A 21,115-nucleotide genomic window follows, 5' to 3' on the forward strand; every position below is an offset into this window, starting at 1 on the left:
CGATCCGGCAACGCCGCGAGGTGCCGTAGCTGTCGTCGTGCGCCCGCCGGGAGTTACGGGACAGCCCTTAGGGTGAGCACCATGACCCGCCTGATCCTCGCCACCCGCAACCCCGGAAAGATCACCGAGCTGAGGGCGATCCTCGCCGCGGCGGATCTGCCCCACGAACTCGTCGGCGCGGACGCCTACCCGGAGATCCCCGACGTCAAGGAGACCGGCGTCACCTTCGCCGAGAACGCGCTCCTCAAGGCCCACGCCCTCGCCCGCGCCACCGGACTCCCGGCCGTCGCCGACGACTCCGGCCTGTGCGTCGACGTACTCGGCGGCGCCCCCGGCATCTTCTCCGCCCGCTGGTCCGGCACCCACGGCGACGACCGCGCCAACCTCGCCCTCCTCCTCGCCCAGCTCGGCGACATCGCCGACGGCCACCGCGCCGCCCACTTCGCCTGCGCCGCCGCTCTCGCCCTGCCCGACGGCACCGAGCGCGTGGTCGAGGGCCGGCTGCGGGGCACCCTGCGCCACACCCCCTCCGGCGCCAACGGCTTCGGCTACGACCCGATCCTCCAGCCCGACGGCGACACCCGCACCTGCGCGGAACTGACCCCCGACGAAAAGAACGCGATCAGCCACCGCGGCAAGGCATTCCGAGAACTGGTACCGGTGGTGAGGGAACTGCTGGGCTGACAGAGCCGGACGGTCGGAAGGCCGGACCTGGCATGTGTCACGCTTGGCGCAAAGCAACGGCCTGTGAATCAGTCCTTCGATTCACAGGCCGTCTGCCGTGCGGCGGAAGGGATTCGAACCCTCAAGCCGTTTCACCGGCCACAGATCCTAAGTCTGCTGCGTCAACCGTTGCGCCACCACCGCCAGCGCATGCCATCGTACCGGTCAAGTGGTCGGCGGTTGGCGGGGGTTTGCGTCGCGCGGTTCACAGGCCCCGGGCGTGGGGTGTCAGATCTCCAGGTCCTTGATGATCTTGGCGACGTGGCCCGTCGCGCGGACGTTGTACAGGGCCCGTTCCACCTTGCCCTCCTCGTCCACCACGATCGTGGAGCGGATGACGCCCATGTAGGTCTTGCCGTAGTTCTTCTTCTCGCCGAACGCGCCGTACGCGTCCAGGACCGTCTTGTCCGGGTCGGCGACCAGGGTGACCTTCAGGTTCTCCTGCTCGCGGAACTTGGCGAGTTTCTCCGGCTTGTCGGGGGAGACGCCGATGACGTCGTAGCCGGCGCCCGCGAGCAGGTCCAGGTTGTCGGTGAAGTCGCAGGCCTGCTTGGTGCAGCCCGGAGTGAGGGCGGACGGGTAGAAGTACACGATGACCTTGCGGCCCTTGTGGTCGGCAAGGGACACCTCGTTGCCGTCGGCGTCGGGCAGGGTGAAGGCGGGGGCGGTGTCGCCGGGCTGGAGTCGCTCGCTCATCTCGGTTCGGTCTCCTTGCGAGGTGGTGGATACGGAACCGAGCGTAATGGGGGTGCCGGGCGGTGCGCGGAGGGTGAAGCTGACAGACTGTCGATCAGGTACAGGGCCGACAGGAACCGGCCATGGACCGGCCACGGGAAGAAACGACCACGATTACGGAGGCAGCGCGTGTCGGACACGTCGAGCACGCCGGACACCAGGACTCCGGCGCAGATCGAGGCGGACATCAAACGCCGTCGCGAAACCCTCGCCGAGACGCTCGACGAGATCGGTGTGCGGGTGCACCCGAAGACCATCGTCGGGGATGCCAAGGCCAAGGTGGCGTCCAGCGTCGACCACACCCTCGGACGCGCCTACGTCGGCGTCAACCGCGTCGTCGACGATGTGAAGGGCCAGTTCGTCACGGAGGACGGGGCGCCGCGGCTGGACCGCATCGTGCCCGTGGCCCTCGTGGTGGTCGGCGTCGTCGGACTGCTCACCCTGAACACCAGGCGCCGCAAGCGCTGAGCCGGGCCGGCCCGGCCGCGGCCCACTACGTACGACCCACCCACGTACGAGTGGCGCGAAGGCAGGTAAATTCGGACCGTGAGCGCCAAGAGGACTGAGCCCAGCAGCCAGCACGACAAGCTGCCCATCCGGATGCTGCACGACCGTGTGCTCGTGCGGCAGGACGCCGCCGAGGGTGAACGCCGGTCCGGTGGCGGCATCCTGATCCCCGCGACCGCGGCGGTGGGCCGGCGGCTCGCCTGGGCCGAGGTCGTGGCGGTCGGGCAGAACGTACGGACGGTGGAGCCGGGTGACCGGGTGCTGTACGACCCGGAGGACCGTGCCGAGGTCGAGGTGCGCGGAACCGCGTACGTGCTGATGCGCGAGCGGGATCTGCACGCCGTCGCCGCGGACCGGTTCGAGGGGTCCGAGGACTCCACCGGCCTGTACCTCTAGATCTTTGGATAGATCTTCAGGCAGATCTTCATGAGCGGCAGGAACGGTCGAAGGGGCTGGTGACCATCGTCACCAGCCCCTTCCGGCTGCTCCTTGCTACCTTGGAGGCAACCCGACGAGACGCGCCGTACCGGGCAGGAAAAGACGACGCACCCCTGTTGATTCCTTCACGGAGGTGCCTCATGGCCTGGGTCCTGCTTGTCGTCGCCGGTCTGCTCGAAGTCGGCTGGTCGGTCGGTATGAAGTACACCGACGGGTTCACGCGGCTCGTGCCCAGCGTGTTCACCGGCGCCGGCATCGTCGCCAGCATGCTGCTGCTGTCGTACGCGGCGAAGACACTGCCCATCGGTACCGCGTACGGCGTCTGGGTGGGCATCGGCGCGGCCGGGGCGGCGGTGTACGGCATGGCGGTGCTCGGTGAACCGACGACCGCCGCCCGGATCTTCTTCGTCTGTCTGCTGCTGGTGGCCGTGGTCGGGCTGAAGGCGACCTCCGGCCACTGACCACCAGCCACTGACCACCAGTCACCGGTCACCAGTCACTCGACGGGCGGCCGGGGCTACGGGAAGTCCCCGAACGTCGTCCCCGTGCTCCCGACCCCGCCGTCCCCGGTGGTGCCGCCCGTCCCGCCGTCCGTCGTGGCGCCGCCGTCCCCGGTGGTGCCGCCCGTGCCGCCGTCCGTGGTCGCGCCGCCGTCGGTCGTCGTGCCGCCGGTGCCGGTGGTACCGCCGTCCGTGGTGGTGCCGCCGCCTCCGGTGGTCGTGCCGCCGGTGTCGGTGGTGCCCCCGTCGGTGGCGGTGCCGCCGTTGTCCTGGCCCTGGGTGCCCGGGGTCTCCTCGCCGCCGGTGGTCGTACCGCCCGTGTCGGTGGTGCCGCCCGTGGTGGTCGCGTCCTCGTCGGGGTCGGCCGGCGGGAGCTCCTGCTCCTCGGCGCCGTCCTGGAGTCTCAGGTCGAAGTCCTTGACCGCGACACCCTTCAGCGCGGCCTTCGTGTACTGGGCCCAGATCTGCGCCGGGTACCCGCCGCCGTTGATACGCGCCTGCCCGAGCGCCCCGTACAGCGACTTGTGGGCGCCGGTGTCGGGGTCCTGGCCCATCACGGCGACGACCGTGGCGAGGTTCGGGGTGTAGCCCGCGAACCAGGCCGCCTTGTCGTCCTCCGCGGTGCCCGTCTTGCCCGCCACGGGACGCCCGGCGGCCTGCGCGGCCGTACCGGTGCCGCCCTCGACGACGCTCTGCAGGATCGAGGTCGTCGTGTCGGCGGACTCCCGGCTGACGGCCTGCTCGGTCTTCCCGTCCGGCAGCTTCACGTCCTCGGAGCCGTCCTTGGTGACCTTCTCGATCATCGTGTACGTGCCGTGCTTGCCGTGGTTGGCGAGGGTCGCGTACGCCTCCGTCATGTCGAGGACGCTCGCGGTGGCTGTGCCGAGCGCGATGGACGGGGACGCGTTCAGGTCGGGGGTGTCGGCCGGGATGCCGAGGTCGACGGCGGTCTGCTCGACCTTCGCGGAGCCGACGTCCACGGCCAGTTGCGCGTACACGGAGTTCACGGACTTGTCGGTGGCGGTACGGACCGGGATCTGGCCGTACGAGACCTGGTCCTCGTTCTCCGGGGCGTACGTGCCGCCGTCCCAGCCCTGCACGGGCCGCTTGTTCGTGCCGTCGTAGACGGTGTTCGGGGTGATCGTGCGGCCGTCCTGGGTGACCGAGTCGTTCTGCACGGCCGAGGTGAACACGAACGGCTTGAAGATGGAGCCGACCTGGTAGTCCCGGCGGGTGGCGTTGTTGTAGTACTGCTTCGTGTAGTCGATGCCGCCGTACATCGCGAGGACCTTGCCGGTCTTCGGGTCGATGGAGGCGCCGCCCGCGCGGACGTAGTTGTCGACCTTGCGGTCCTTCTTGTCGAGTTCGTCCATCACCTGGTCGTCGACGGCCTTCACGAAGGCGTCCTGCTTGGGCTTCTGCAGGGTGGTCGTGATGCGGTAGCCGCCCGCGTTCAGTGCGTCCTCGCTGAGGATCTTGTTGTCGGCGAGGTAGTCGTTGACGGCCTTGACGATGTAGCCGCGCTGGCCCGACATCCCGGCCGCGACCACGGTCTCCTTGGGCGCCGGGAACGTGATGCCGGCCCGCGCCGACTCGCTGATCCACTTCTTCTTGACCATGCCGTCGAGCACGTAGTTCCAACGGGCCAGCGCGGCCGGCTTGTTCTCGGGGTGCGCGACCACGTCGTACTCGCTCGGCGCGTTCAGGAGCGCCGCCAGGTAGGCGCCCTGCCCGGCCGACAGGCCCTTGGCGTCGACGCCGTAGTAGGCCTGGGCGGCGGCCTGGATGCCGTACGCGTTGCGGCCGAAGTAGCTGGTGTTGAGGTAGCCCTCAAGGATGTCGTCCTTGCTCTTCTCACGGTCCAGCTTGATGGAGATGAAGAACTCCTTCACCTTCCGCGTGACCGTCTGCTCCTGAGCCAGGTAGTAGTTCTTCACGTACTGCTGGGTGATCGTCGAGCCGGACTGCTTGCCCTTGCCGGTCGCGGTGTTCCAGCCCGCGCGGAGCATCGCCTTGGGGTCGACCGCGGACTCGGTGTAGAAGTCGCGGTCCTCGGCGGCGAGCACCGCGTGCTGGGCGTCCTTGGAGATCAGCGACAGGTCCACGTTCTCGCGGTTGACCTCGCCGTCGCGGGCGAGCTGGCTGCCGTCCGCGTACAGGTACACGTTGCTCTGCTTGATCGCGGTCGCGTTCGCCGACGGGATCTTCACCAGGTAGTAGCCGAGCGCGAACGCGCCGACGAGCAGCAGGACCACGCCGACGAACGTGCCGAGCACCATCCGCCAGGTCGGGATCAGCCGCTTCCAGCCGGTGCGCTTGGGCCGCTTGGCCTTCTTCGCCTTCGCGGGCTTCCCGGGCTCCTCGGGCTGTTCACCGGGTGCGGCTCCCGCGTCGACGGACGCGGCCGTCAGCGCGACGGTCGCGTCGTCCCGCGCGGCCGGGTCGCCCGGTGCGTCCGGCGTCCCGCCCGACGCGGCCCGTGCCGTGTCCGGTCCGGTGTCCGGCGCCGTCCCCGACGCCTTGCCGGGTGCGCCCGGCTCACTCGGCTCACTCGGCTTACCCGAAGCGCCTGATGTGCCCGATGCGCCAGATGTGTGCGGTGGTTCCGACGCGGCCGCCGAGGCGGAGTCGGGATCTCGCGGTGCCCAGCCTTCGCTCGGCTGCTGCGGCTGCGGCTGGTCGTTCATCTTGTGCCGTGCTCCCGTTTCACGTCGTACGTCTGGTACGCCCTCGTACGCCTGCTGCGCCCTCCCTTGAAGACTGTCCCATCCGGTGAATCGTTCCCGGTGCGTGGCACGCGTCCCAGGAGAAAATGCCTGGCACGCGGTACCGGCCCCGGACTAGGCTCCAGCGCTTTGGCTCAGAACGGCTGGAGAGGCTTCGTGGTGCGGGCTTGGAGGTTGTACGCGGCCGTCGCGGCGGGCGGGTTCCGGCGGTACGCGACCTATCGGGTGGCCACCGCCGCGGGTGTGTTCACCAACACGGTCTTCGGGCTGATCCTGGCGTACACGTACATCGCGCTGTGGGACGAGAGACCAGGTCTCGGCGGGTACGACCAGGCCCAGGCGGTGACGTACGTGTGGGTGGGGCAGGGGCTGCTGGCGGTGGTCGCGGTGATGGGCGGCGGCTTCGAGGACGAGCTGATCGAGAGAATCCGTACGGGTGACATCGCGATCGACCTCTACCGGCCCGTGGACCTCCAGGCGTGGTGGCTGGCGGCGGACGCGGGACGGGCCGCGTTCCAGCTGCTGGGGCGCGGTGTGGTGCCGATGGTGTTCGGCGGGCTCGTCTTCCAGCTGGCGCTGCCCGCGGACGCCGGGACCTGGCTGGCGTTCCTCGTCGCCGTGGTGCTGGGGGTCCTGGTGAGTTACGCGATCCGCTATCTCGTGGCGCTGGCGGCGTTCTGGTTCATGGACGGGGCGGGGGTGCAGCAGCTGGCCGTGCTGGCGGGACTGTTCTTCTCCGGGATGACCCTGCCGCTGAACGTCTTCCCGGGCGCGCTCGGCGAGCTGGCCCGCGTACTGCCCTGGTCCGCGCTGATCCAGGCCCCGGCGGACGTGCTGCTGGGCGAGCGCACGGGCTTCGCGCTGCTGCGTACGTACGCCTTCCAGGCCGCCTGGGCCGTCGGGCTGCTGACGCTGGGTCGGCTGGTCCAGTCGGCGGCGACACGGAGGGTGGTGGTTCAAGGTGGCTGACCTGCGGGAGGAAACCGGCTCCGGCGGCGGTACCGGCTCCGGCGGCGGTACCGGCTCCGGACCCGGTACCGGCTTCGGAGCCGCGCCGACGTACGGGGCGCGGCTGGTGGACGGGCTGCGGGCCTACCGGCTGATCGCCTGGATGTGGATCCGCTCGACGATGGCGTACCGCGCGTCCTTCGCGATGACCCTCTTCGGCAACTTCGCCGGGACCGTGCTCGACTTCGTCGCGATCCTCCTGATGTTCTCGCGCGTCGACGAACTCGGCGGCTACTCGCTCGGCGAGGTGGCGTTCCTGTACGGGCTGTCCAGCGCGGCGTTCGGCATCGCCGATCTGACGCTCGGCTCGATGGACCGCCTCGGGCAGCGGGTGCGGGACGGCACGCTCGACACCCTGCTCGTACGCCCCGCGCCGGTGCTCGCGCAGGTCGCCGCGGACCGGTTCGCGCTGCGGCGCCTGGGCCGGATCACCCAGGGGCTGCTGGTCCTCGGGTACGCGCTCGCCGTGGTCGACATCGACTGGACCCCGGCGAAGGTGCTGCTGATGCCGGTGATGGTGGTCAGCGGGGCGGCCATCTTCTCGTCGGTGTTCGTGGCGGGCGGGGCCTTCCAGTTCGTGGCGCAGGACGCGTCCCAGGTGCAGAACTCGTTCACGTACGGCGGCACCACGCTGCTGCAGTATCCGCCGACCGTCTTCGCGAAGGACCTGGTGCGCGGGGTGACCTTCGTGCTGCCGCTGGCCTTCGTCAACTGGCTGCCCGCGCTGTACGTGCTCGGGCTGCCGTATCCGCTCGACCTGCCGGAGTGGACCGCGTTCGTGTCGCCACTCGTGGCCGTCGCCTGCTGCGGGCTCTCGGGGCTCGCATGGCGGGCGGGCCTTCGTTCGTACCGCAGCACGGGGAGTTGACCGCACATGAAATCCACTCACGCGGACATCGGCGTGACCGACTCGGACCTGGACTCCGACCTCATCAGCCTCGACGGCGTGGAGAAGGTCTTCGACGTACGCAAGAAGACCGGCTTCCTGCGCAGCGAGCGGCGGCAGGTGCGGGCGGTCGACTCGATCTCCTTCACCGTGTCGCGCGGCGAGATGGTCGGCTACATCGGGCCGAACGGCGCGGGGAAGTCCACCACCATCAAGATGCTCACCGGCATCCTCACGCCCAGCGGCGGGCGCCTGCGCGTCGCGGGCATCGATCCCTCCCGTGAACGCACCCGGCTCGCGCAGCGCATCGGCGTCGTCTTCGGGCAGCGGACCACCCTGTGGTGGGACCTCCCGCTGATCGACTCGTACCGGCTGATGCACCGCATGTACCGGATTCCCGACGCCCGGTACGCGGAGAACCTCGACCGGTGCGTCGAACTCCTCGAACTGGGCGAACTCCTCGACGTACCCGTACGGCAGCTCTCGCTCGGGCAGCGGATGCGCGGGGACATCGCGGCGGCGCTGTTGCACGACCCCGAGGTGCTGTACCTCGACGAGCCGACGATCGGGCTCGACGTGGTCAGCAAGGTGCGGGTGCGGGAGTTCCTGCGCGACCTCAACGCGGAGCGCGGCACGACCGTCCTCCTGACGACCCACGACCTCTCCGACATCGAGCAGCTGTGCCGGCGGGTGATGGTCATCGACCACGGACGCCTGATGTACGACGGTCCGCTGACCGGGCTGCACGAGATCGGCGAGAGCGAGCGGACGCTGGTCGTGGACCTGGAGCGCGAACTGCCGCCCATCGACGTGGAGTCGGCGCGGGTGGTGAAGGTCGAGGGGCCCCGGCAGTGGCTCGCCTTCCCGGCGGCGCAGTCGGCGGCGCCGCTGGTGGCGCGGATCGCGGCGGAGTATCCGCTGGTCGACCTGTCGGTGCGGGAACCCGACATCGAGGCGGTCATCAGCCGCATGTACGCGGGCAAGTCAACCTCGTAGGCTTCTGTCCATGACGGACGAACTCCCGGCCGAACCTTCCGGCTCACTCCCCGAGTTGCGCGCCTCCGACGCCGACCGCGAACAGGTCGCCGAAGTGCTGAGGGACGCCCTCGCCGAGGGCCGCCTGGACATGGCGGAGTTCGAGGAGCGGCTGGAGGCCACGTACAAGGCGCGTACGTACGGGGAGCTGGAGCCGATCACCCGGGACCTGCCCGTGTCGGGCGTCCCGGCCCCCGCTCCCGCCGTGTCGATGGTCAAGCGGCCCGCGGGCGCCGTCGGTACGGGGGACTGGGCGGGCCGGATCGTCGGCGGTGAGGGCACGTCCCGGTGGGGCGTCGCCGTCATGTCGGGGTTCGAGCGCCGGGGGCACTGGACCGTGCCCAAGCGGTTCAACTGCTTCGCGTTCTGGGGCGGTGGAGTCGTGGACCTGCGCGAGGCGAACTTCGCGGACGGCGAGGTCGTCGTCAACTGCGTCGCCGTCATGGGCGGGTTGAACGTGGTGGTCCCGCCGGGGGTCGAGGTCGTGACCCGCGGGATCGGCGTCATGGGCGGCTTCGACCACGGTCAGGAGGGGGTCGCGGGCGAACCGGGCGCTCCGCGGGTCGTGGTGACCGGGTTCGCGTTCTGGGGCGGGGTCGGGGTGGAGCGGAAGATCTCGAAGGCGGAGCGGCTCCGCCTGCGGGAGGAGCGGCGGCGGGAGAAGCTTGAACGCAAGGCTGCGCGCCGGGAGGAGCTGGAAGCGGGCCTGGACTGAGGGGGGTGCCCCTTCGCTTCCGCGGGTTGTGCGGTTGTCTGCGGGTGAGTCGTGGCTGGTCGCGCAGTTCCCCGCGCCCCTAAAGGCAAAAGATTGCGCAGTTCCCCGCGCCCCTGGGAGGGGCTGCGCCCCTTCAGGGGCGCGGGGAACTGCGCGGCTCGCCCCCACCGGCCCGCAGCCGAGGCACGAGTTTTTAAGGGGCGCGGGGAACTGCGCGGGCAACCCCCGCCGGGCCGCGGGCGGCCTGCAAGCCCCCGCCCGGTGGGGCTAGAGCTGGGCCGGGGGTGAACCCTTGAGGTCGGACAGGTTGAAGATGTCCGCCATCCGCCGGTACCCCTTGTCGCTCGGGTGCAGATGATCCCCCGAGTCGTAGTCGGACCGCAGCCGCCGAGGGTTGTACGGATCCCGCAACGCCTTGTCGAAGTCGGCGTAGTCGTCGAAGACTTTCCCCGCACGGATCTGCGCGTTGACGGCCTGCCGCGTGTCCTCCAGATACGGCCGGTACCCCCGGTGCCCCTGGAACGGCATGAGCGTCGCCCCCACGACCCGCAGCCCCCGCGCATGCGCCAACCGCTTCAGCTCACGCAACCCCGCGGTGATCCGGTTCGCGTCGGTCTGGTTCGGCGTCCGCAGGATGTCGTTGACGCCGAGGGCGATCACGACCGCCTTGACGTTGGTGCGGCCGAGCACGTCACGGTCGAAGCGGATCAGCCCGCTCGGATTCTCGGCGGGCCGCCCGAGCCCGCTCGCCAGGACGCGGTTGCCGCTGATCCCCTGGTTGACGACGCTGTAGCGGGGCCCGTCGGAGCCGGCCGCGTGCAGTCGTTCGCCGAGGACGTCGGTCCAGCGCCGGTTCTCGCCCACGGTCGAGGTCACACCGTCGGTGAGCGAGTCGCCGATGACGACGACCGTGCCCTGCGACTCGTTGCTGAGCACGTCCAGCGCGGTCAGATACCGCCAGTAGGGCGTCTGCCCGGTGTATGCGGCCCCGCTGACGTCCTCCGTACGGTCGCCCTCCGCGGTGTACGAGATCTGCCGCGCCTGCGGGTGGTAGGTGACGGGCCCCGACGGGGTCGGCGAGTACGTCGTCACCAGTACGTCGCTGCCGTGCGGGACCAGCAGCCGTACGGCGTCGCTGACGACCTGCTGCCCGGCGGGCACGACCACCGAGGGACGGCCGCCGAAGGTGAGGCGCCGCATGGTGTCGGCGGTCGCGGCGGCGTTGTTCGCGGTGGCCGCGACGGCGACCGAGGCGTGCGTGATGCTGAGCGGCTGCTGCCCGTACAGGTTGGACAGGGTGATCCGGGCCGCGGTGCCGCCGACGCCGACGTGCACCACGTTGCGTACGGAGCGGCCCGCCATGCCGTTCGCCTCGGTGCCGGGCTCCGAGCCGGCGGGGGACGCCGACCAGGCGCCCACCCAGGTGCCGACGGAGGCGGGGGCCGCAGAGTTGTGCGGGGTCCGGCCGCCGACGACGGCCGTGGTCTCCCCGCCGTCGTCGGCGGCGACTCCGACGTATATGGCGGTCGAAATGGCGACGATCACAGCGACGATCGCGGCCAGCAAGGCATAACCGTGACGCTTGGTCATGCGGTGCGTATCTCCTCGGAAAAGTGGGAGCCCGGAGCTCCGGTGTGATGACCCCATGATGAGGCATGACGCGGGAGGAACCCGACAGGACCCCCGGGACTCGACAGAACCCCTGGGCCCGGTGAAATCCCCCGCCCGGACAGACGCGGGGAACTCCTGTTCCGTTCCAGGAGTCGGTCAGGTTGGAACAATGCTTTATGGGGGACCGGGAACGGATGGAGCGGATGGAACGAACGAAAGAGGATGAAACAGGGGAAAAGGGCCCGGAAGGGCAGCCTTCCCACGCCGACGGTGTGGCGAACCCCACGAGCGCCGCGAGCGCCATCGGGGCCGAGGGGGCGGTCCCGGGAGCCACGGGGCCGGGCCGCGCCGCGCCGAACCGGGCGATGAACTCGTTCAGCCCCGCCGACGAGGAGAAGTTCCGCGGTGTCCGCCGCATGAAACTCATGGCGACCGGACTGCTGCTGTTCGTCGCCGTCGTCTACGTACTCGCCAAATGGGCCGGGAACTCCGGCGCGGGCGCCTGGACGGGGTACGTGGCCGCCGCCGCCGAGGCCGGCATGGTGGGCGCGCTCGCAGACTGGTTCGCCGTCACCGCACTGTTCCGGCGGCCCATGGGCCTGCCCATCCCGCACACCGCGATCATCCCGACCAAGAAGGACCAGCTCGGCGTGTCGCTGGGCGAGTTCGTCGGCGAGAACTTCCTCTCGCAGGACGTCGTACGGCAGCGGCTGCGCGCCGTCGGCATCGGCAGCCGGCTCGGCACCTGGCTGGCCCTGCCCGAGCACGCCGACCGGGTGACCGAGGAACTGGCCACCGCTCTCAGGGGAGCCCTCGCGGTGCTCCGCGACTCGGACGTGCAGGCCGTCGTCGGCGAGGCCATCAACCGGCGGGCCGACGCCCAGGAGATCGCCCCCGGCATAGGGAAGACGCTGGAGAAGGTCGTCGCGGACGGCGGCCACCGGCGGGTCGTCGACCTGATCTGCGTACGCGCCCACGACTGGCTCGTCCTCCACAACGAGCAGGTGATGGACGCCGTACAGGGCGGCGCTCCCGGCTGGACCCCGCGGTTCGTCGACAAGCGGGTCGGGGAGCGCGTCTACAAGGAGCTGCTGCGGTTCGTCACCGAGATGCGCGACATGCCCGCCCATCCGGCGCGCGGGGCCCTCGACCGGTTCCTCACCGACTTCGCCTCCGACCTGCAGTCCGACACCGACACCCGGGCGCGGGTGGAGAACCTCAAGCGCGAGGTCCTCGGCCGGGGCGAGGTCCAGGACCTGATCGCCTCCACATGGTCCTCCGTACGGCGGATGATCGTGTCCGCGGCGGAGGACGAGCGCAGTGAGCTGCGGTTGCGGGTCCGGGCGTCTCTGCTGTCCCTCGGGACACGGATGGCGACCGACGCGCGGTTGCAGGGCAAGGTCGACGGGTGGGTCGAGGGGGCGGCGGTGTACGTCGTGACGACGTACCGCGACGAGATCACCTCGCTCATCACCGAGACGGTCGCCGGGTGGGACGCGGAGCATACGTCTCGGAAGATCGAGGCGCACATCGGGCGGGATCTGCAGTTCATCCGGATCAACGGCACGGTTGTTGGCTCGCTGGCGGGCCTTCTGATCTATGCGGTGTCCAAGGCGCTGGGGGCGTAGCCCTTTTGCTTCCGCGGGTTGTGCGTTCGTCCGCGGGCGCGCTGTGGCTGGCCGCGCAGTTCCCCGCGCCCCTGATGGGGCGCAGCCCCTCTTAGGGGCGCGGGGAACTGCGCGAGCAACCCCCACCGGCCCGCAGCCAACGCACAACCCGCAGAGCGCCCCTCACCGGCCAGGTGAGAGCTCGGCGGATCGGGGAACTCGGGGAGATGTTCCCGAGCCGCAAGGAGGGGTGCCATGGCCGTCACCGATGCCGGGTCCGCGGAAACCGGAGCCGTCACCACCGCCGTGCCCGCCCGACTGGACCGCCTGCCCTGGTCCCGCTGGCACTGGACCATCGTCATCGGCCTCGGCACGGTCTGGATCCTGGACGGCCTCGAAGTCACCGTCGTCGGCAACATCGCCGGCCGGCTCTCCGAGGAAGGCAGCGGACTGCCCATCTCGGCCGCCCAGGTCACCGGCATCGCCGCCGCCCTGTACGTGGCCGGAGCCTGCGCGGGCGCCCTGTTCTTCGGCCGGCTGACGGACAAGTTCGGCCGCCGCAAGCTGTTCATGGTCACCCTGGCCGTCTATCTCGCGGCCACCGCCATGACGGCGCTCTCCTTCTCCACCTGGTGGTTCCTCCTCTTCCGCTTCCTCACCGGCTTCGGCATCGGCGGCGAGTACGCGGCCATCAACTCGGCGATCGACGAACTGATCCCCTCGAAGTACCGCGGCCGGGTCGATCTGATCATCAACGGCAGCTTCTGGCTGGGCGCGATCGCCGGCTCGCTCCTGTCGATCGTCGCGCTGAACACGGACCTGTTCGCGATGAACGTCGGCTGGCGGCTCACCTTCGTCCTCGGTGTCGTCCTCGGCCTGGTGATCCTCCTCGTACGCCGCAACGTCCCCGAGAGCCCGCGGTGGCTGTTCATCCACGGCAAGGGGGAGGAGGCGGAACGCCTGGTCACCGAGGCCGAGCAGCAGATCAAGGAGGAGACAGGACGCGAACTCCCACCGCCCGCCGGTGAGATCACCATCCACCAGCGCAAGAGCATCGGCTTCGGCCTGATCGCCCGCACGGTGTTCACGACGTACCCCAAGCGGGCCGTCCTCGGTCTCTCCCTCTTCATCGGGCAGGCGTTCCTCTACAACGCGATCACCTTCGGCTTCGGCGCGATCCTCACCAAGTTCTTCGACGTACCGACCGGCCACACCGGTTACTACTTCGCCGTCATCGCGGTCGGCAACTTCCTCGGCCCGCTCTTCCTCGGCAAGCTCTTCGACACCGTGGGCCGCCGGATCATGATCTCGTCCACGTATCTGCTCTCCGGCATCCTGCTCTTCGGCACGGCCTGGCTCTTCGACCGGGGCTCGCTGACCGCGACCACCCTGACCGCCTGCTGGTGCGTGGTGCTGTTCTTCGCCTCGGCGGGCGCGAGCAGCGCGTATCTGACGGTCTCCGAGATCTTCCCGATGGAGACCCGCGCGATGGCCATCGCCTTCTTCTACGCCATCGGCACCGCGGCGGGCGGTATCAGCGGCCCGCTGATCTTCTCGGAGCTGACCAGCACGGGTGTCGTCGGCGACACGGTCCTCGCCTTCCAGATCGGCGCGGGGCTGATGTGCGCGGCGGGCCTCGTCGCGGCACTGCTCGCGGTACGGGCGGAGGGCCGTTCCCTGGAGGACATCGCCAGCCCCCTGTCGACGGCGGAAGCGTCCTAGCAAGACCGCCGAACTGAGTACGCGTACTCTGTCGGCCGCGTGTGCGACAGAGGGACCTTTGTTCCCATGACCGAGAAGCTGCTGGGCCCGCTGTCGAAGCGCCCCTGGACGGAACGCTGGTCGACCCGCCTGCTGGGTGCCGCCGTGTCCTCGGCGGCGTACCTCCTCTGCCTGCCCAGGGATCTGCGCGACCACCCCGCGTCACCCGGTTCGACCACGGGGGCGACGCCGGTGACCGTCTTCGGAGTGACGGTCCTGGCCGTGCTGCTGCTCCTGCTGGCCGTCTACTTCGGCCACCGTGACGCGCTCGCCTGGCCCCTGCTGCTGGTGGCGGTGCCCCCGGCCGCGCTCATGTACCTCTCGTTCCACACGCACCCGGAGCCGCCCGAGCCGGCCGAGATGCCCGGCTGGCCCTGGCAGCTGATCTGGGCGTCCTCCACACTCGTGATCGCCGCGGGCGTGCTCGTCGCGACGTCCGTGGGCCGACGGCTCAGGGCGGACGCGGAGGAGTCGCTGGACGGACTGGTGTTCGCCCATCAGCCCCAGCCCCAGCCACAGCCCCAGCCACAGCCCCAGCCGCAGGCCCGGCAGCAGCGGCACCAGCAGCGGGTGTGAGCGTCAGGCGCCCGTCGTGGACCCGGGCCGCACGATCATGAGGATCGTGACGGTGGCCCAGAGCAGGTTGAAGATGCCGGTGAACATGGCGAGTCGAACGGTCACCCGCGGGTTCACGGCGACCTCGGTGGAGGCGGCGGATGTGGCGGGTGTCGCAGATGTGGCGGGTGTGGCGGACGCGGACCCCACCGCTTCGATGATCTCCTCCTGACGCGGCAGCACCAGCGCCAGCAGGACGGCCGCCGCGATCCCGGTCAGGACCATCGAGACGATCAGCCAGGTGTCGTAGAGCACGCCCATGCTGAGCGCCGTGGCCATGCCGAGGACGGGAACGGCGATGCCCAGGCCCGCGTACACCCGGCAGATCCGGTGCAGCAGGCGCACGGTCTCCGTGGCCCGCGGGTTGTCCGGTTCGGCGAGGGCCCGCCGGGCGCTGGGCGGGAACATGCTGGCCGCGACGGTGACGGGACCGACGGCGACGATCGCGACGAGGACGTGGAGGACGAGGAGGAACTTGGTCACGAGGGGACGGTAGGCGGCGTACCGGATCTTCGGGAAGTGGCGGTATCGCCAGCCTTCAACGGATTCTCGCCAGGCGCAGGACGCGGCGATCCCCACTCCAGCAGCAGAGCGGTGCACGCTCACGGAACAGGGCTTGGGCCCTCCACCCCCCCAGGACCCCCGCTTGGCCGTAATCCGTTGCCTGCCTATCCTTTCGCCATGCACACCGTGGCCGTACTGGCGCTCGACCAGGTCATCCCGTTCGATCTCTCCGCCCCGATCGACACCTTCAACTGGGCCCGGCTGCCCGACGGCCGCGCGCCCTACCGGATCAAGGTCTGCTCGCCGGCCGAGGAGGTGAGCGCGGGGGCGTTCACCGTACGGGCGCCGTACGGGCTTGAGGCGCTGGCCGAGGCGGACACGATCATCGTGCCCGGCACCACGGACCCGACCTCCCCGCTGCCGCCCGGGGTGGCCGAGGCCCTGCGCGCGGCGGCGGCGAACGGGACGCGCATCGCCTCGATCTGCGTCGGCGCGTTCATCTTCGCCGCCACCGGCCTGCTCGACGGGCAGCGGGCGACCACGCACTGGATCGCCGCCGCGGACCTGGCGGCCATGCACCCGGCGGTGGCGGTCGACCCGAACGTCCTCTACGTCGACAACGGCCAGTTCCTCACCTCGGCGGGCGCCGCCGCGGCGATGGACATGTGCCTGCACATGATCCGCAAGGACTACGGCTCGGCCGTCGCCGCCCACGCGGCCCGGATGTCCGTCATGCCGCTCGAACGGGAGGGCGGGCAGGCCCAGTTCATCGTCCACACCCAGCCCCCGGCCCCGGCGGGCACGACGATGGAACCCCTGCTGAACTGGCTGGAGGAGAACGCCGGCCGCGATCTGACACTGGACGACATCGCCACCCGGGCGGGCACCAGCGCCCGCACGCTCAACCGCCGTTTCCGCGAACAGACCGGTACGACACCCCTGCAGTGGCTGCACCTGGCGCGGGTGCGCAGGGCCCAGCACCTCCTGGAGAACACGTCCCACCCCGTCGAACGGATCGCGGTGCAGGCGGGCTTCGGCTCGCCGACCGCCTTCCGGGACCGCTTCAAGAGGGTGGTGGGGACGAGCCCGCAGGCGTACCGGAGGGCGTTCCGGGGAGCACCGGAGGGCACGGAGAGCGACTTCGCCCGGCCGATCGACCCCGATCTCGGCCGCCCGGCGGACTCCGACCTCGCCGGGCTGAGCGGGGCGCGGCGGGGCTGAGCCCGGGGAGCGGGCCGAACCGGAGCAAGTGGCGCCGCGGCGAGTCAGATTCTCAGCCCCACCGGTCAGCCCCACCGGTCGCCCTACCGGTCAGCCCCGCCGATCAGCCCTGCCGGTCGATCCCGCAGATCAGCCCCGCCGGTCGGCCACGGCCCACGATGCCAGGGCGACGGCCCCGGCCGCCCCGAACACCGCGGGCCACGCCCCGACCTTCTTGGCGAGCGGATGGGATCCGGCGAAGGCGGCGACGTACGCCGCGGTCAGTGCCCCGGCGGCCCGCCCGCCGGCCTGCTGCCGCCACTGCTGGGCGGCGGCTGCCCCGGCGGCGGCGAGCACGACCCCGCCGAGCTGCCGCTTCCTGGTCCAGCGGGCGACCCCGTACCCGCCGACGAGCCCACCCGCGGCCACCACCGCGGTCGGTACCTTCGCCATCACTGCCTCCTGTTGCTGTCGCGCCCGACGGCCATGTCCGACTGCCACGTCCGGCGGTCACGTCCGCCGGTCAGCCGAGACTAGCCCGCCGGTCCCGGCAGCCGCCCGCCCGCATACCCGCCCTATCGGGCGAGGCCCGGGACCACCTCTCCCGACAGCGGCAGCCCCAGCCCCGCCACCGCGCGGGCGACGAGCCGGGCCATCTCGACGGCGCCGCGCTCCTGGAAGTGGGTGTTGTCCTGCACCCCGTTGGGGAAGTTCGGGTACTGCCCGGCGTTGAGCCACAGGAAGATCCCCTTGGAGGCCTCGACGCCGATCCCGTCGAGGTAGGCGCGGCTGGCCGCCGAGAGGTCGACCAGTGGAGCGCCCTCCTCCTGCGCGACCGCCTTCGCGGCATCCACGTACGCGGGGAAGGAGACGTTGAACTTCCCGGTCGTCGCGTTGTAGGAGCGCCGCGAGACGGGCGTCACGACGACAGGGGTGGCGCCCCGCGCGCGGGTGCCCCGGATGTAGTCGTTGCGCAGGTACTCCTTGTAGTCGGCGGGGGAGGTGTACCGCTCCGCGTTGCCCACGGTGGCGTCGTTGTGCCCGAACTGCACGAAGAGGTAGTCGCCGGCCTTGATCACCTGATGGATCGCGGCCAGCCGCCCCTGCTCGATGAAGGAACGCGAACTGCGCCCGCCGATCGCGCGGTTGGCGACGGTGATGTTCGACGTGAAGTACGAGGACAGCTTCTGGCCCCAGCCGGCCTGGGGGTAGTAGCCGGAGCTGTAGGTCTGCGCGGTGGAGTCACTGGCGATGTAGAGGGTCCCGGTCGCCGCTGCGGCGGCCTGCGCGGCCCCGGGCAGCCCCAGCACCCCGAGGGCCCCACCACCGACGACCCCGGCAGAACCGACCAGGAACCGCCGACGACTGCCTACCTGGCCACTGCCACTGCCACTGCTGTTGCTACTGCTACTGCTACTGCGTCTGCTGATGCTGTTGCGGCTCATCTGACCTTCCCTGTACGGGAGATGGGGGGGATGTCAGAGAGGGGTGGCAGCAGTGACGGGAAAGGTTGCCGGGTGCGGACGGACGGCGTCCTCGGCACCCGGGCCTCGGGGGAGGGCCGCACCCGGGAGAACGGCAGCCCCCGCCCCCGACCTCACTGCTGCGCGTCCGCCAGCCAGGTACGCCAGACGAGACCGCTGTTGGGCACCTCGGGCCGGTCGAGCAGCCACAGCACGTACCCGGCGTGCAGCTGCGCCCAGGGATTCTCCGAACGCCGGGCCGCCTCCAGCCGCACGCGCAGCGGAGGCCCGTCGACGACCCGTGCCACACGCACGTACTCCCGGTCCTTGCAGCGATAGGCCCGCCGCACGACGATCTCCACCAGGTCGATCAGCTTGGTCCGGGCCACCGGATCCCGCCCGACGGAGTCCACGGCCAGTTCCCGGATGAGCTTCTCCTTCGTCCCCCACTCCTTGGCGGCGAGGGTCCACTCGTCCGGATACCGGGCCTCCCACTCCAGGAAGAGCAGGGCGTAGGGCAGCCCCGGCCACTCGACGATGTCGTCGTGATCCAGGCTGTTCCACACACCGTCGGGCAGTGAACGGGCCCCGGCCCGCAGCCGCTCCTCCCAGGCCGACCGCAGAGCCGGAACCTCGTACGGTTCCTCCACCCCCTCTTCCTGCAGCGACATCAACGTCGTGTTGAAGCGCGCCACGGCCTCCGCCGCCGTTTTCCGGGCGGAGGCCAAGTGATCGAGTGCGACGGCCCGCTCGGCCGGATTCTTGGAGATCAGTCCATAGGCCCAGGCCAACCGCTCGTCCCACGCCAGGGCGTCGTCCATGTCCGCCCCGCGCCCTTTCTCATGCCCCATGTGCCCCATGGGACAGATCATCCCCGAGCGGACCGCACACCACCCCTCCGGCCCCTCAGCCGACGCCTCAGGACCCCTCAGTCGACGCTTCCGGATCCCTCAGCCGACGCTCTGGCCCCTCAACCGGCGCAGAGCGTCACATTGACGGTGTCGCCCTTGGCGACGGTCTTCGGGCTGTGCGGGTCGACCTGGATCACGCTGCCCGGCTTGCCGTACTTGCCGCAGTCCACCTTGCTGACCGTGCCCAACTCGGTCTGCGTCTTCAGGATCTGCCCCTTGGCGTCGTCCAGGCTCCGGCCGAGGAGCTCGATGGGGATGGTGAGGCCCTCGCTGTGGGCGAACAGCAACGTGGCGGCGTCCTTGTCGGGCGCCGCGGTGACGGCGGCGGCGGGGGAGGACTTCGCCGAGTCCGAACCGCCGGTGATGGAGGCGAGGGCGGTACCGCCGCCGGCCACGATGAGGGCGGCCGAGATGGCGGCTATGGCGGTGGCCCGCTTCCGGCGGGACCGGCGGGCGATACCGGGCGCGTCGAAGGTGGGCGCGTCGGCGGAGTTCGCGAAGTTGTTCATGGCGTTCACCAGTTCCTGCTCGAAGGGTGTGTGATCGCCGCAGCCGAAAGGCCGTACGTCATGCGTGTTCATCGGCGTCCTTCCATGGGCTGCCGCGCGGAGGGCCGGGAGGGGAGTGCGGGGAACTGGCTTCGGAGCTTCTCCATGCCGCGGGCGAGCTGGGACCGTACGGTGCTCTGCGAGATCCGCAGATCGGCCGCGATCTCGGCGTCGGACAGATCGTGGAAGTACCGCAGCACCACGACCGTCCGCATCCGCATCGGCAACCCCTGCAGGGCACGGACCAACTGGTCCCTGCTGTCGATACGCCCGTACTCGTCACCCGGAGCCGCCAGCTCGTCGCCGACCTGCTGCGCAGCCGTCCGACGGAACCGCCGCCACCGGTCGTTGGCCAGATTCACCATGATCCGCCGTACGTATGCGTCCGGGGCGTCCTTGGTCACGATCAACCGCCACTTACGACACACCCGCTCCAGAGTCTCCTGGACCAGATCCTCAGCGGCCTCACGATTCCCGGTCAGCACGAGAGCGCCACGGAACAAGGCGGCCGACCGAGCATCGACGAACCCACGGAAATCCATCTCCGAGGCCTCCGAAGACTCCGCAACCTCGACCTCACTACGCTCGCCGCCCCGCCGATGCCACCCACTCACCAGATCCACACGCCCCTCCCTTCCTGTCACCCCCTCGACGAAGAAGCCCACGTTTCTGCTGCACGACAGAAAAGAGACCTGGGTCACAGACCCGCGTGACGAGAACCGGAGCGCGGGGCGCAACGGGACCGGGCAAGTACCTGCACCCACAAGCCCGCCCTGCCCAAGAGGAACCGACCACCCACCCAAACCCGCCAACTCACCCCGGCGTGCAGGCGAGACGCGACCGCGCCCGCAAGCCCCGCCCCACACCCCAACCAACCCGCCCGCATCCCACCGGCGGCCCCAACGGCACTCAGGTAGCGAGGCCGAGGCCTACCCGGTCGCTAATCCGCGCTGGCACGAGTGGGCGGCACCACATCACGCCGAGCGGCTTCTCCGGAGATCCCCAGATTCTGCCGGGCATGGGCGTGAAAGTTGTTGAGTGCGACCAACCACGCATTGGCGCGCTCGCGCCACACAGCCTCGGTGATCTCCTCCACGCCCCGAGCCGGCCGTTCCAGCTGCCACAGCCGCTCATTGAGATCGTGCGCAGCCTGTACGGTTCCGGAGTCGCCCAGCAGAATCACCTGCTCGAAGGCGTGCGACCGATCGCCCTCGGCGGCCCTCATCTCGGCCAGCAGAGGTTCCCGAGCCGCCGGATCGCCACCGTCCCACCGCAGACCAAATATCTGCTGGGTGCACCGATTGACGTGCTTCACGGCGGCCACGTAGGCGACGTACGAGTCCAGGCGATGCGCATCCCACCGAACGCGAAGGTCCCGCGCGAACCGATCACGCTCGGTCAGCCGAGTAGTGAAGTAGGACCCGGCGGCACCGGCCAGAACAGCCCCCACCGTCACCAGTTGCTCAGCAAGCGCCACGTCGTCCCCTGGTACCTATCGGCTCGGCCATCATCCGGTCACGGTTCGAGGCGCCCGACGCCGACGCTGCTAGGCCATGGACCCAATGCGTATCCGCCTGGCCTCTGGAATTTCGTGCGTCAGGATATCCCTCGGTCTGAATGCC

22 protein-coding genes, 1 tRNA gene and 1 riboswitch are annotated in these 21,115 nt (G+C 70.2%); of the genes, 12 read left to right on the plus strand and 11 right to left on the minus strand.

The window, feature by feature from the left end:
* Window positions 1–81 precede the first annotated feature (81 nt).
* Window positions 82–684 (plus strand): RdgB/HAM1 family non-canonical purine NTP pyrophosphatase, encoded by a 603-nt coding sequence (gene rdgB, locus ACZ60E_RS17525; RefSeq protein ID WP_453795002.1) that lies wholly within the window; start codon window positions 82–84, stop codon window positions 682–684.
* A 98-nt stretch (window positions 685–782) separates the two neighbouring features.
* Here rdgB and ACZ60E_RS17530 read toward each other — a convergent pair.
* Together ACZ60E_RS17530 and bcp are read right to left on the minus strand one after the other, a co-directional pair.
* Window positions 783–867: transfer RNA gene (locus ACZ60E_RS17530), tRNA-Leu, on the minus strand.
* 84 nt (window positions 868–951) lie between these two features.
* Window positions 952–1,419: a thioredoxin-dependent thiol peroxidase gene (bcp, locus tag ACZ60E_RS17535; protein WP_381833322.1), complete on the minus strand. Its 468-nt coding sequence runs from the start codon at window positions 1,417–1,419 to the stop codon at window positions 952–954.
* A gap of 168 nt (window positions 1,420–1,587) precedes the next feature.
* On the opposite strand from bcp, the gene ACZ60E_RS17540 reads away from it, so the two are divergent.
* The 3 genes from ACZ60E_RS17540 to ACZ60E_RS17550 all read left to right on the plus strand — a co-directional run bounded on the left by ACZ60E_RS17540 (window position 1,588) and on the right by ACZ60E_RS17550 (window position 2,864).
* Window positions 1,588–1,926: a DUF3618 domain-containing protein gene (locus ACZ60E_RS17540; RefSeq protein ID WP_384805181.1), complete on the plus strand. Its 339-nt coding sequence runs from the start codon at window positions 1,588–1,590 to the stop codon at window positions 1,924–1,926.
* Between the two features lie 78 nt (window positions 1,927–2,004).
* Complete coding sequence (locus ACZ60E_RS17545) at window positions 2,005–2,361, plus strand: GroES family chaperonin (protein ID WP_107015997.1); 357 nt, start codon at window positions 2,005–2,007, stop codon at window positions 2,359–2,361.
* 90 nt (window positions 2,362–2,451) lie between these two features.
* A riboswitch (guanidine-III (ykkC-III) riboswitch) is annotated at window positions 2,452–2,515 on the plus strand.
* Window positions 2,516–2,543: 28 nt separating this feature from the next.
* A complete protein-coding gene (locus ACZ60E_RS17550) occupies window positions 2,544–2,864 on the plus strand; it encodes a DMT family transporter (protein ID WP_384805179.1) in 321 nt (106 codons plus the stop codon).
* Between the two features lie 56 nt (window positions 2,865–2,920).
* Here ACZ60E_RS17550 and ACZ60E_RS17555 read toward each other — a convergent pair whose 3' ends face one another.
* Window positions 2,921–5,590 (minus strand): transglycosylase domain-containing protein, encoded by a 2,670-nt coding sequence (locus tag ACZ60E_RS17555; protein WP_469441373.1) that lies wholly within the window; start codon window positions 5,588–5,590, stop codon window positions 2,921–2,923.
* Window positions 5,591–5,788: 198 nt separating this feature from the next.
* Here ACZ60E_RS17555 and ACZ60E_RS17560 point away from each other — a divergent pair, with 198 nt between their 5' ends.
* From ACZ60E_RS17560 to ACZ60E_RS17575, 4 genes are read left to right on the plus strand one after another with little or no spacing between them, the layout of a single operon-like run.
* A complete protein-coding gene (locus tag ACZ60E_RS17560) occupies window positions 5,789–6,598 on the plus strand; it encodes an ABC transporter permease (protein ID WP_469441795.1) in 810 nt (269 codons plus the stop codon).
* Window positions 6,591–7,505 carry an ABC transporter permease gene (locus tag ACZ60E_RS17565; protein WP_469441375.1) on the plus strand — a complete coding sequence of 305 codons (915 nt, stop codon included), beginning with the start codon at window positions 6,591–6,593 and terminating at the stop codon, window positions 7,503–7,505. Before ACZ60E_RS17560 ends, ACZ60E_RS17565 begins: the two co-directional genes overlap by 8 nt.
* Before the next feature lie 6 nt (window positions 7,506–7,511).
* Window positions 7,512–8,519, plus strand: coding sequence for an ABC transporter ATP-binding protein (locus tag ACZ60E_RS17570; protein WP_469441377.1), 1,008 nt, complete (start codon window positions 7,512–7,514; stop codon window positions 8,517–8,519).
* A 10-nt stretch (window positions 8,520–8,529) separates the two neighbouring features.
* A complete protein-coding gene (locus ACZ60E_RS17575) occupies window positions 8,530–9,273 on the plus strand; it encodes a DUF1707 SHOCT-like domain-containing protein (RefSeq protein WP_469441378.1) in 744 nt (247 codons plus the stop codon).
* Window positions 9,274–9,540: 267 nt separating this feature from the next.
* On the opposite strand, the gene ACZ60E_RS17580 is transcribed toward ACZ60E_RS17575, so the two are convergent.
* On the minus strand, window positions 9,541–10,863 hold the full coding sequence (locus ACZ60E_RS17580) for an SGNH/GDSL hydrolase family protein (RefSeq protein ID WP_453795006.1): 1,323 nt from the start codon (window positions 10,861–10,863) through the stop codon (window positions 9,541–9,543).
* A 224-nt stretch (window positions 10,864–11,087) separates the two neighbouring features.
* On the opposite strand from ACZ60E_RS17580, the gene ACZ60E_RS17585 reads away from it, so the two are divergent.
* The 3 genes from ACZ60E_RS17585 (at window position 11,088) to ACZ60E_RS17595 (ending at window position 14,828) form a co-directional block, all read left to right on the plus strand.
* Window positions 11,088–12,512: a DUF445 domain-containing protein gene (locus ACZ60E_RS17585; protein ID WP_469441381.1), complete on the plus strand. Its 1,425-nt coding sequence runs from the start codon at window positions 11,088–11,090 to the stop codon at window positions 12,510–12,512.
* Between the two features lie 234 nt (window positions 12,513–12,746).
* On the plus strand, window positions 12,747–14,213 hold the full coding sequence (locus ACZ60E_RS17590) for an MFS transporter (RefSeq protein ID WP_469441383.1): 1,467 nt from the start codon (window positions 12,747–12,749) through the stop codon (window positions 14,211–14,213).
* Window positions 14,214–14,279: 66 nt separating this feature from the next.
* Window positions 14,280–14,828: a hypothetical protein gene (locus tag ACZ60E_RS17595; RefSeq protein ID WP_469441385.1), complete on the plus strand. Its 549-nt coding sequence runs from the start codon at window positions 14,280–14,282 to the stop codon at window positions 14,826–14,828.
* A 3-nt stretch (window positions 14,829–14,831) separates the two neighbouring features.
* Here the strand turns inward: ACZ60E_RS17595 and ACZ60E_RS17600 are convergent, their stop codons facing one another.
* A complete protein-coding gene (locus ACZ60E_RS17600; protein ID WP_469441388.1) occupies window positions 14,832–15,350 on the minus strand; it encodes a protease in 519 nt (172 codons plus the stop codon).
* A gap of 198 nt (window positions 15,351–15,548) precedes the next feature.
* Between ACZ60E_RS17600 and ACZ60E_RS17605 the strand changes: the two genes are divergently transcribed.
* Window positions 15,549–16,592: a GlxA family transcriptional regulator gene (locus ACZ60E_RS17605; RefSeq protein WP_469441390.1), complete on the plus strand. Its 1,044-nt coding sequence runs from the start codon at window positions 15,549–15,551 to the stop codon at window positions 16,590–16,592.
* 129 nt (window positions 16,593–16,721) lie between these two features.
* On the opposite strand, the gene ACZ60E_RS17610 is transcribed toward ACZ60E_RS17605, so the two are convergent.
* From ACZ60E_RS17610 to ACZ60E_RS17635, 6 genes are all read right to left on the minus strand, one after another.
* Window positions 16,722–17,024 (minus strand): hypothetical protein, encoded by a 303-nt coding sequence (locus tag ACZ60E_RS17610; RefSeq protein WP_453795011.1) that lies wholly within the window; start codon window positions 17,022–17,024, stop codon window positions 16,722–16,724.
* 122 nt (window positions 17,025–17,146) lie between these two features.
* Entirely contained in the window at window positions 17,147–18,016 is an 870-nt protein-coding gene (locus ACZ60E_RS17615; protein ID WP_469441392.1) for a rhamnogalacturonan acetylesterase, read from the minus strand.
* A 152-nt stretch (window positions 18,017–18,168) separates the two neighbouring features.
* Window positions 18,169–18,885, minus strand: a complete 717-nt coding sequence (locus tag ACZ60E_RS17620; protein ID WP_384805157.1) for a hypothetical protein — start codon at window positions 18,883–18,885, stop codon at window positions 18,169–18,171.
* Window positions 18,886–19,004: 119 nt separating this feature from the next.
* On the minus strand, window positions 19,005–19,526 hold the full coding sequence (locus tag ACZ60E_RS17625) for a hypothetical protein (protein WP_384805155.1): 522 nt from the start codon (window positions 19,524–19,526) through the stop codon (window positions 19,005–19,007).
* Entirely contained in the window at window positions 19,523–20,035 is a 513-nt protein-coding gene (locus ACZ60E_RS17630; protein ID WP_469441396.1) for a SigE family RNA polymerase sigma factor, read from the minus strand. The genes ACZ60E_RS17625 and ACZ60E_RS17630 overlap by 4 nt, the downstream gene beginning before the upstream one ends.
* Window positions 20,036–20,433: 398 nt before the next feature.
* A complete protein-coding gene (locus ACZ60E_RS17635) occupies window positions 20,434–20,970 on the minus strand; it encodes a hypothetical protein (RefSeq protein ID WP_469441397.1) in 537 nt (178 codons plus the stop codon).
* Window positions 20,971–21,115: the final 145 nt, after the last annotated feature.

The organism is Streptomyces sp. NPDC102514, assembly GCF_055584525.1.

Coding starts and splice junctions, on each gene's coding strand:
- rdgB (WP_453795002.1), top strand. CDS start 82: ATGACCCGCCTGATCCTCGCCACCCGCAACCCCGGAAAGATCACCGAG.
- bcp (WP_381833322.1), bottom strand. CDS start 1,419: ATGAGCGAGCGACTCCAGCCCGGCGACACCGCCCCCGCCTTCACCCTG.
- ACZ60E_RS17550 (WP_384805179.1), top strand. CDS start 2,544: ATGGCCTGGGTCCTGCTTGTCGTCGCCGGTCTGCTCGAAGTCGGCTGG.
- ACZ60E_RS17555 (WP_469441373.1), bottom strand. CDS start 5,590: ATGAACGACCAGCCGCAGCCGCAGCAGCCGAGCGAAGGCTGGGCACCG.
- ACZ60E_RS17570 (WP_469441377.1), top strand. CDS start 7,512: ATGAAATCCACTCACGCGGACATCGGCGTGACCGACTCGGACCTGGAC.
- ACZ60E_RS17575 (WP_469441378.1), top strand. CDS start 8,530: ATGACGGACGAACTCCCGGCCGAACCTTCCGGCTCACTCCCCGAGTTG.
- ACZ60E_RS17580 (WP_453795006.1), bottom strand. CDS start 10,863: ATGACCAAGCGTCACGGTTATGCCTTGCTGGCCGCGATCGTCGCTGTG.
- ACZ60E_RS17585 (WP_469441381.1), top strand. CDS start 11,088: ATGGAACGAACGAAAGAGGATGAAACAGGGGAAAAGGGCCCGGAAGGG.
- ACZ60E_RS17590 (WP_469441383.1), top strand. CDS start 12,747: ATGGCCGTCACCGATGCCGGGTCCGCGGAAACCGGAGCCGTCACCACC.
- ACZ60E_RS17595 (WP_469441385.1), top strand. CDS start 14,280: ATGACCGAGAAGCTGCTGGGCCCGCTGTCGAAGCGCCCCTGGACGGAA.
- ACZ60E_RS17605 (WP_469441390.1), top strand. CDS start 15,549: ATGCACACCGTGGCCGTACTGGCGCTCGACCAGGTCATCCCGTTCGAT.
- ACZ60E_RS17610 (WP_453795011.1), bottom strand. CDS start 17,024: ATGGCGAAGGTACCGACCGCGGTGGTGGCCGCGGGTGGGCTCGTCGGC.
- ACZ60E_RS17615 (WP_469441392.1), bottom strand. CDS start 18,016: ATGAGCCGCAACAGCATCAGCAGACGCAGTAGCAGTAGCAGTAGCAAC.
- ACZ60E_RS17620 (WP_384805157.1), bottom strand. CDS start 18,885: ATGGGGCATGAGAAAGGGCGCGGGGCGGACATGGACGACGCCCTGGCG.
- ACZ60E_RS17625 (WP_384805155.1), bottom strand. CDS start 19,526: ATGAACACGCATGACGTACGGCCTTTCGGCTGCGGCGATCACACACCC.
- ACZ60E_RS17630 (WP_469441396.1), bottom strand. CDS start 20,035: ATGGATTTCCGTGGGTTCGTCGATGCTCGGTCGGCCGCCTTGTTCCGT.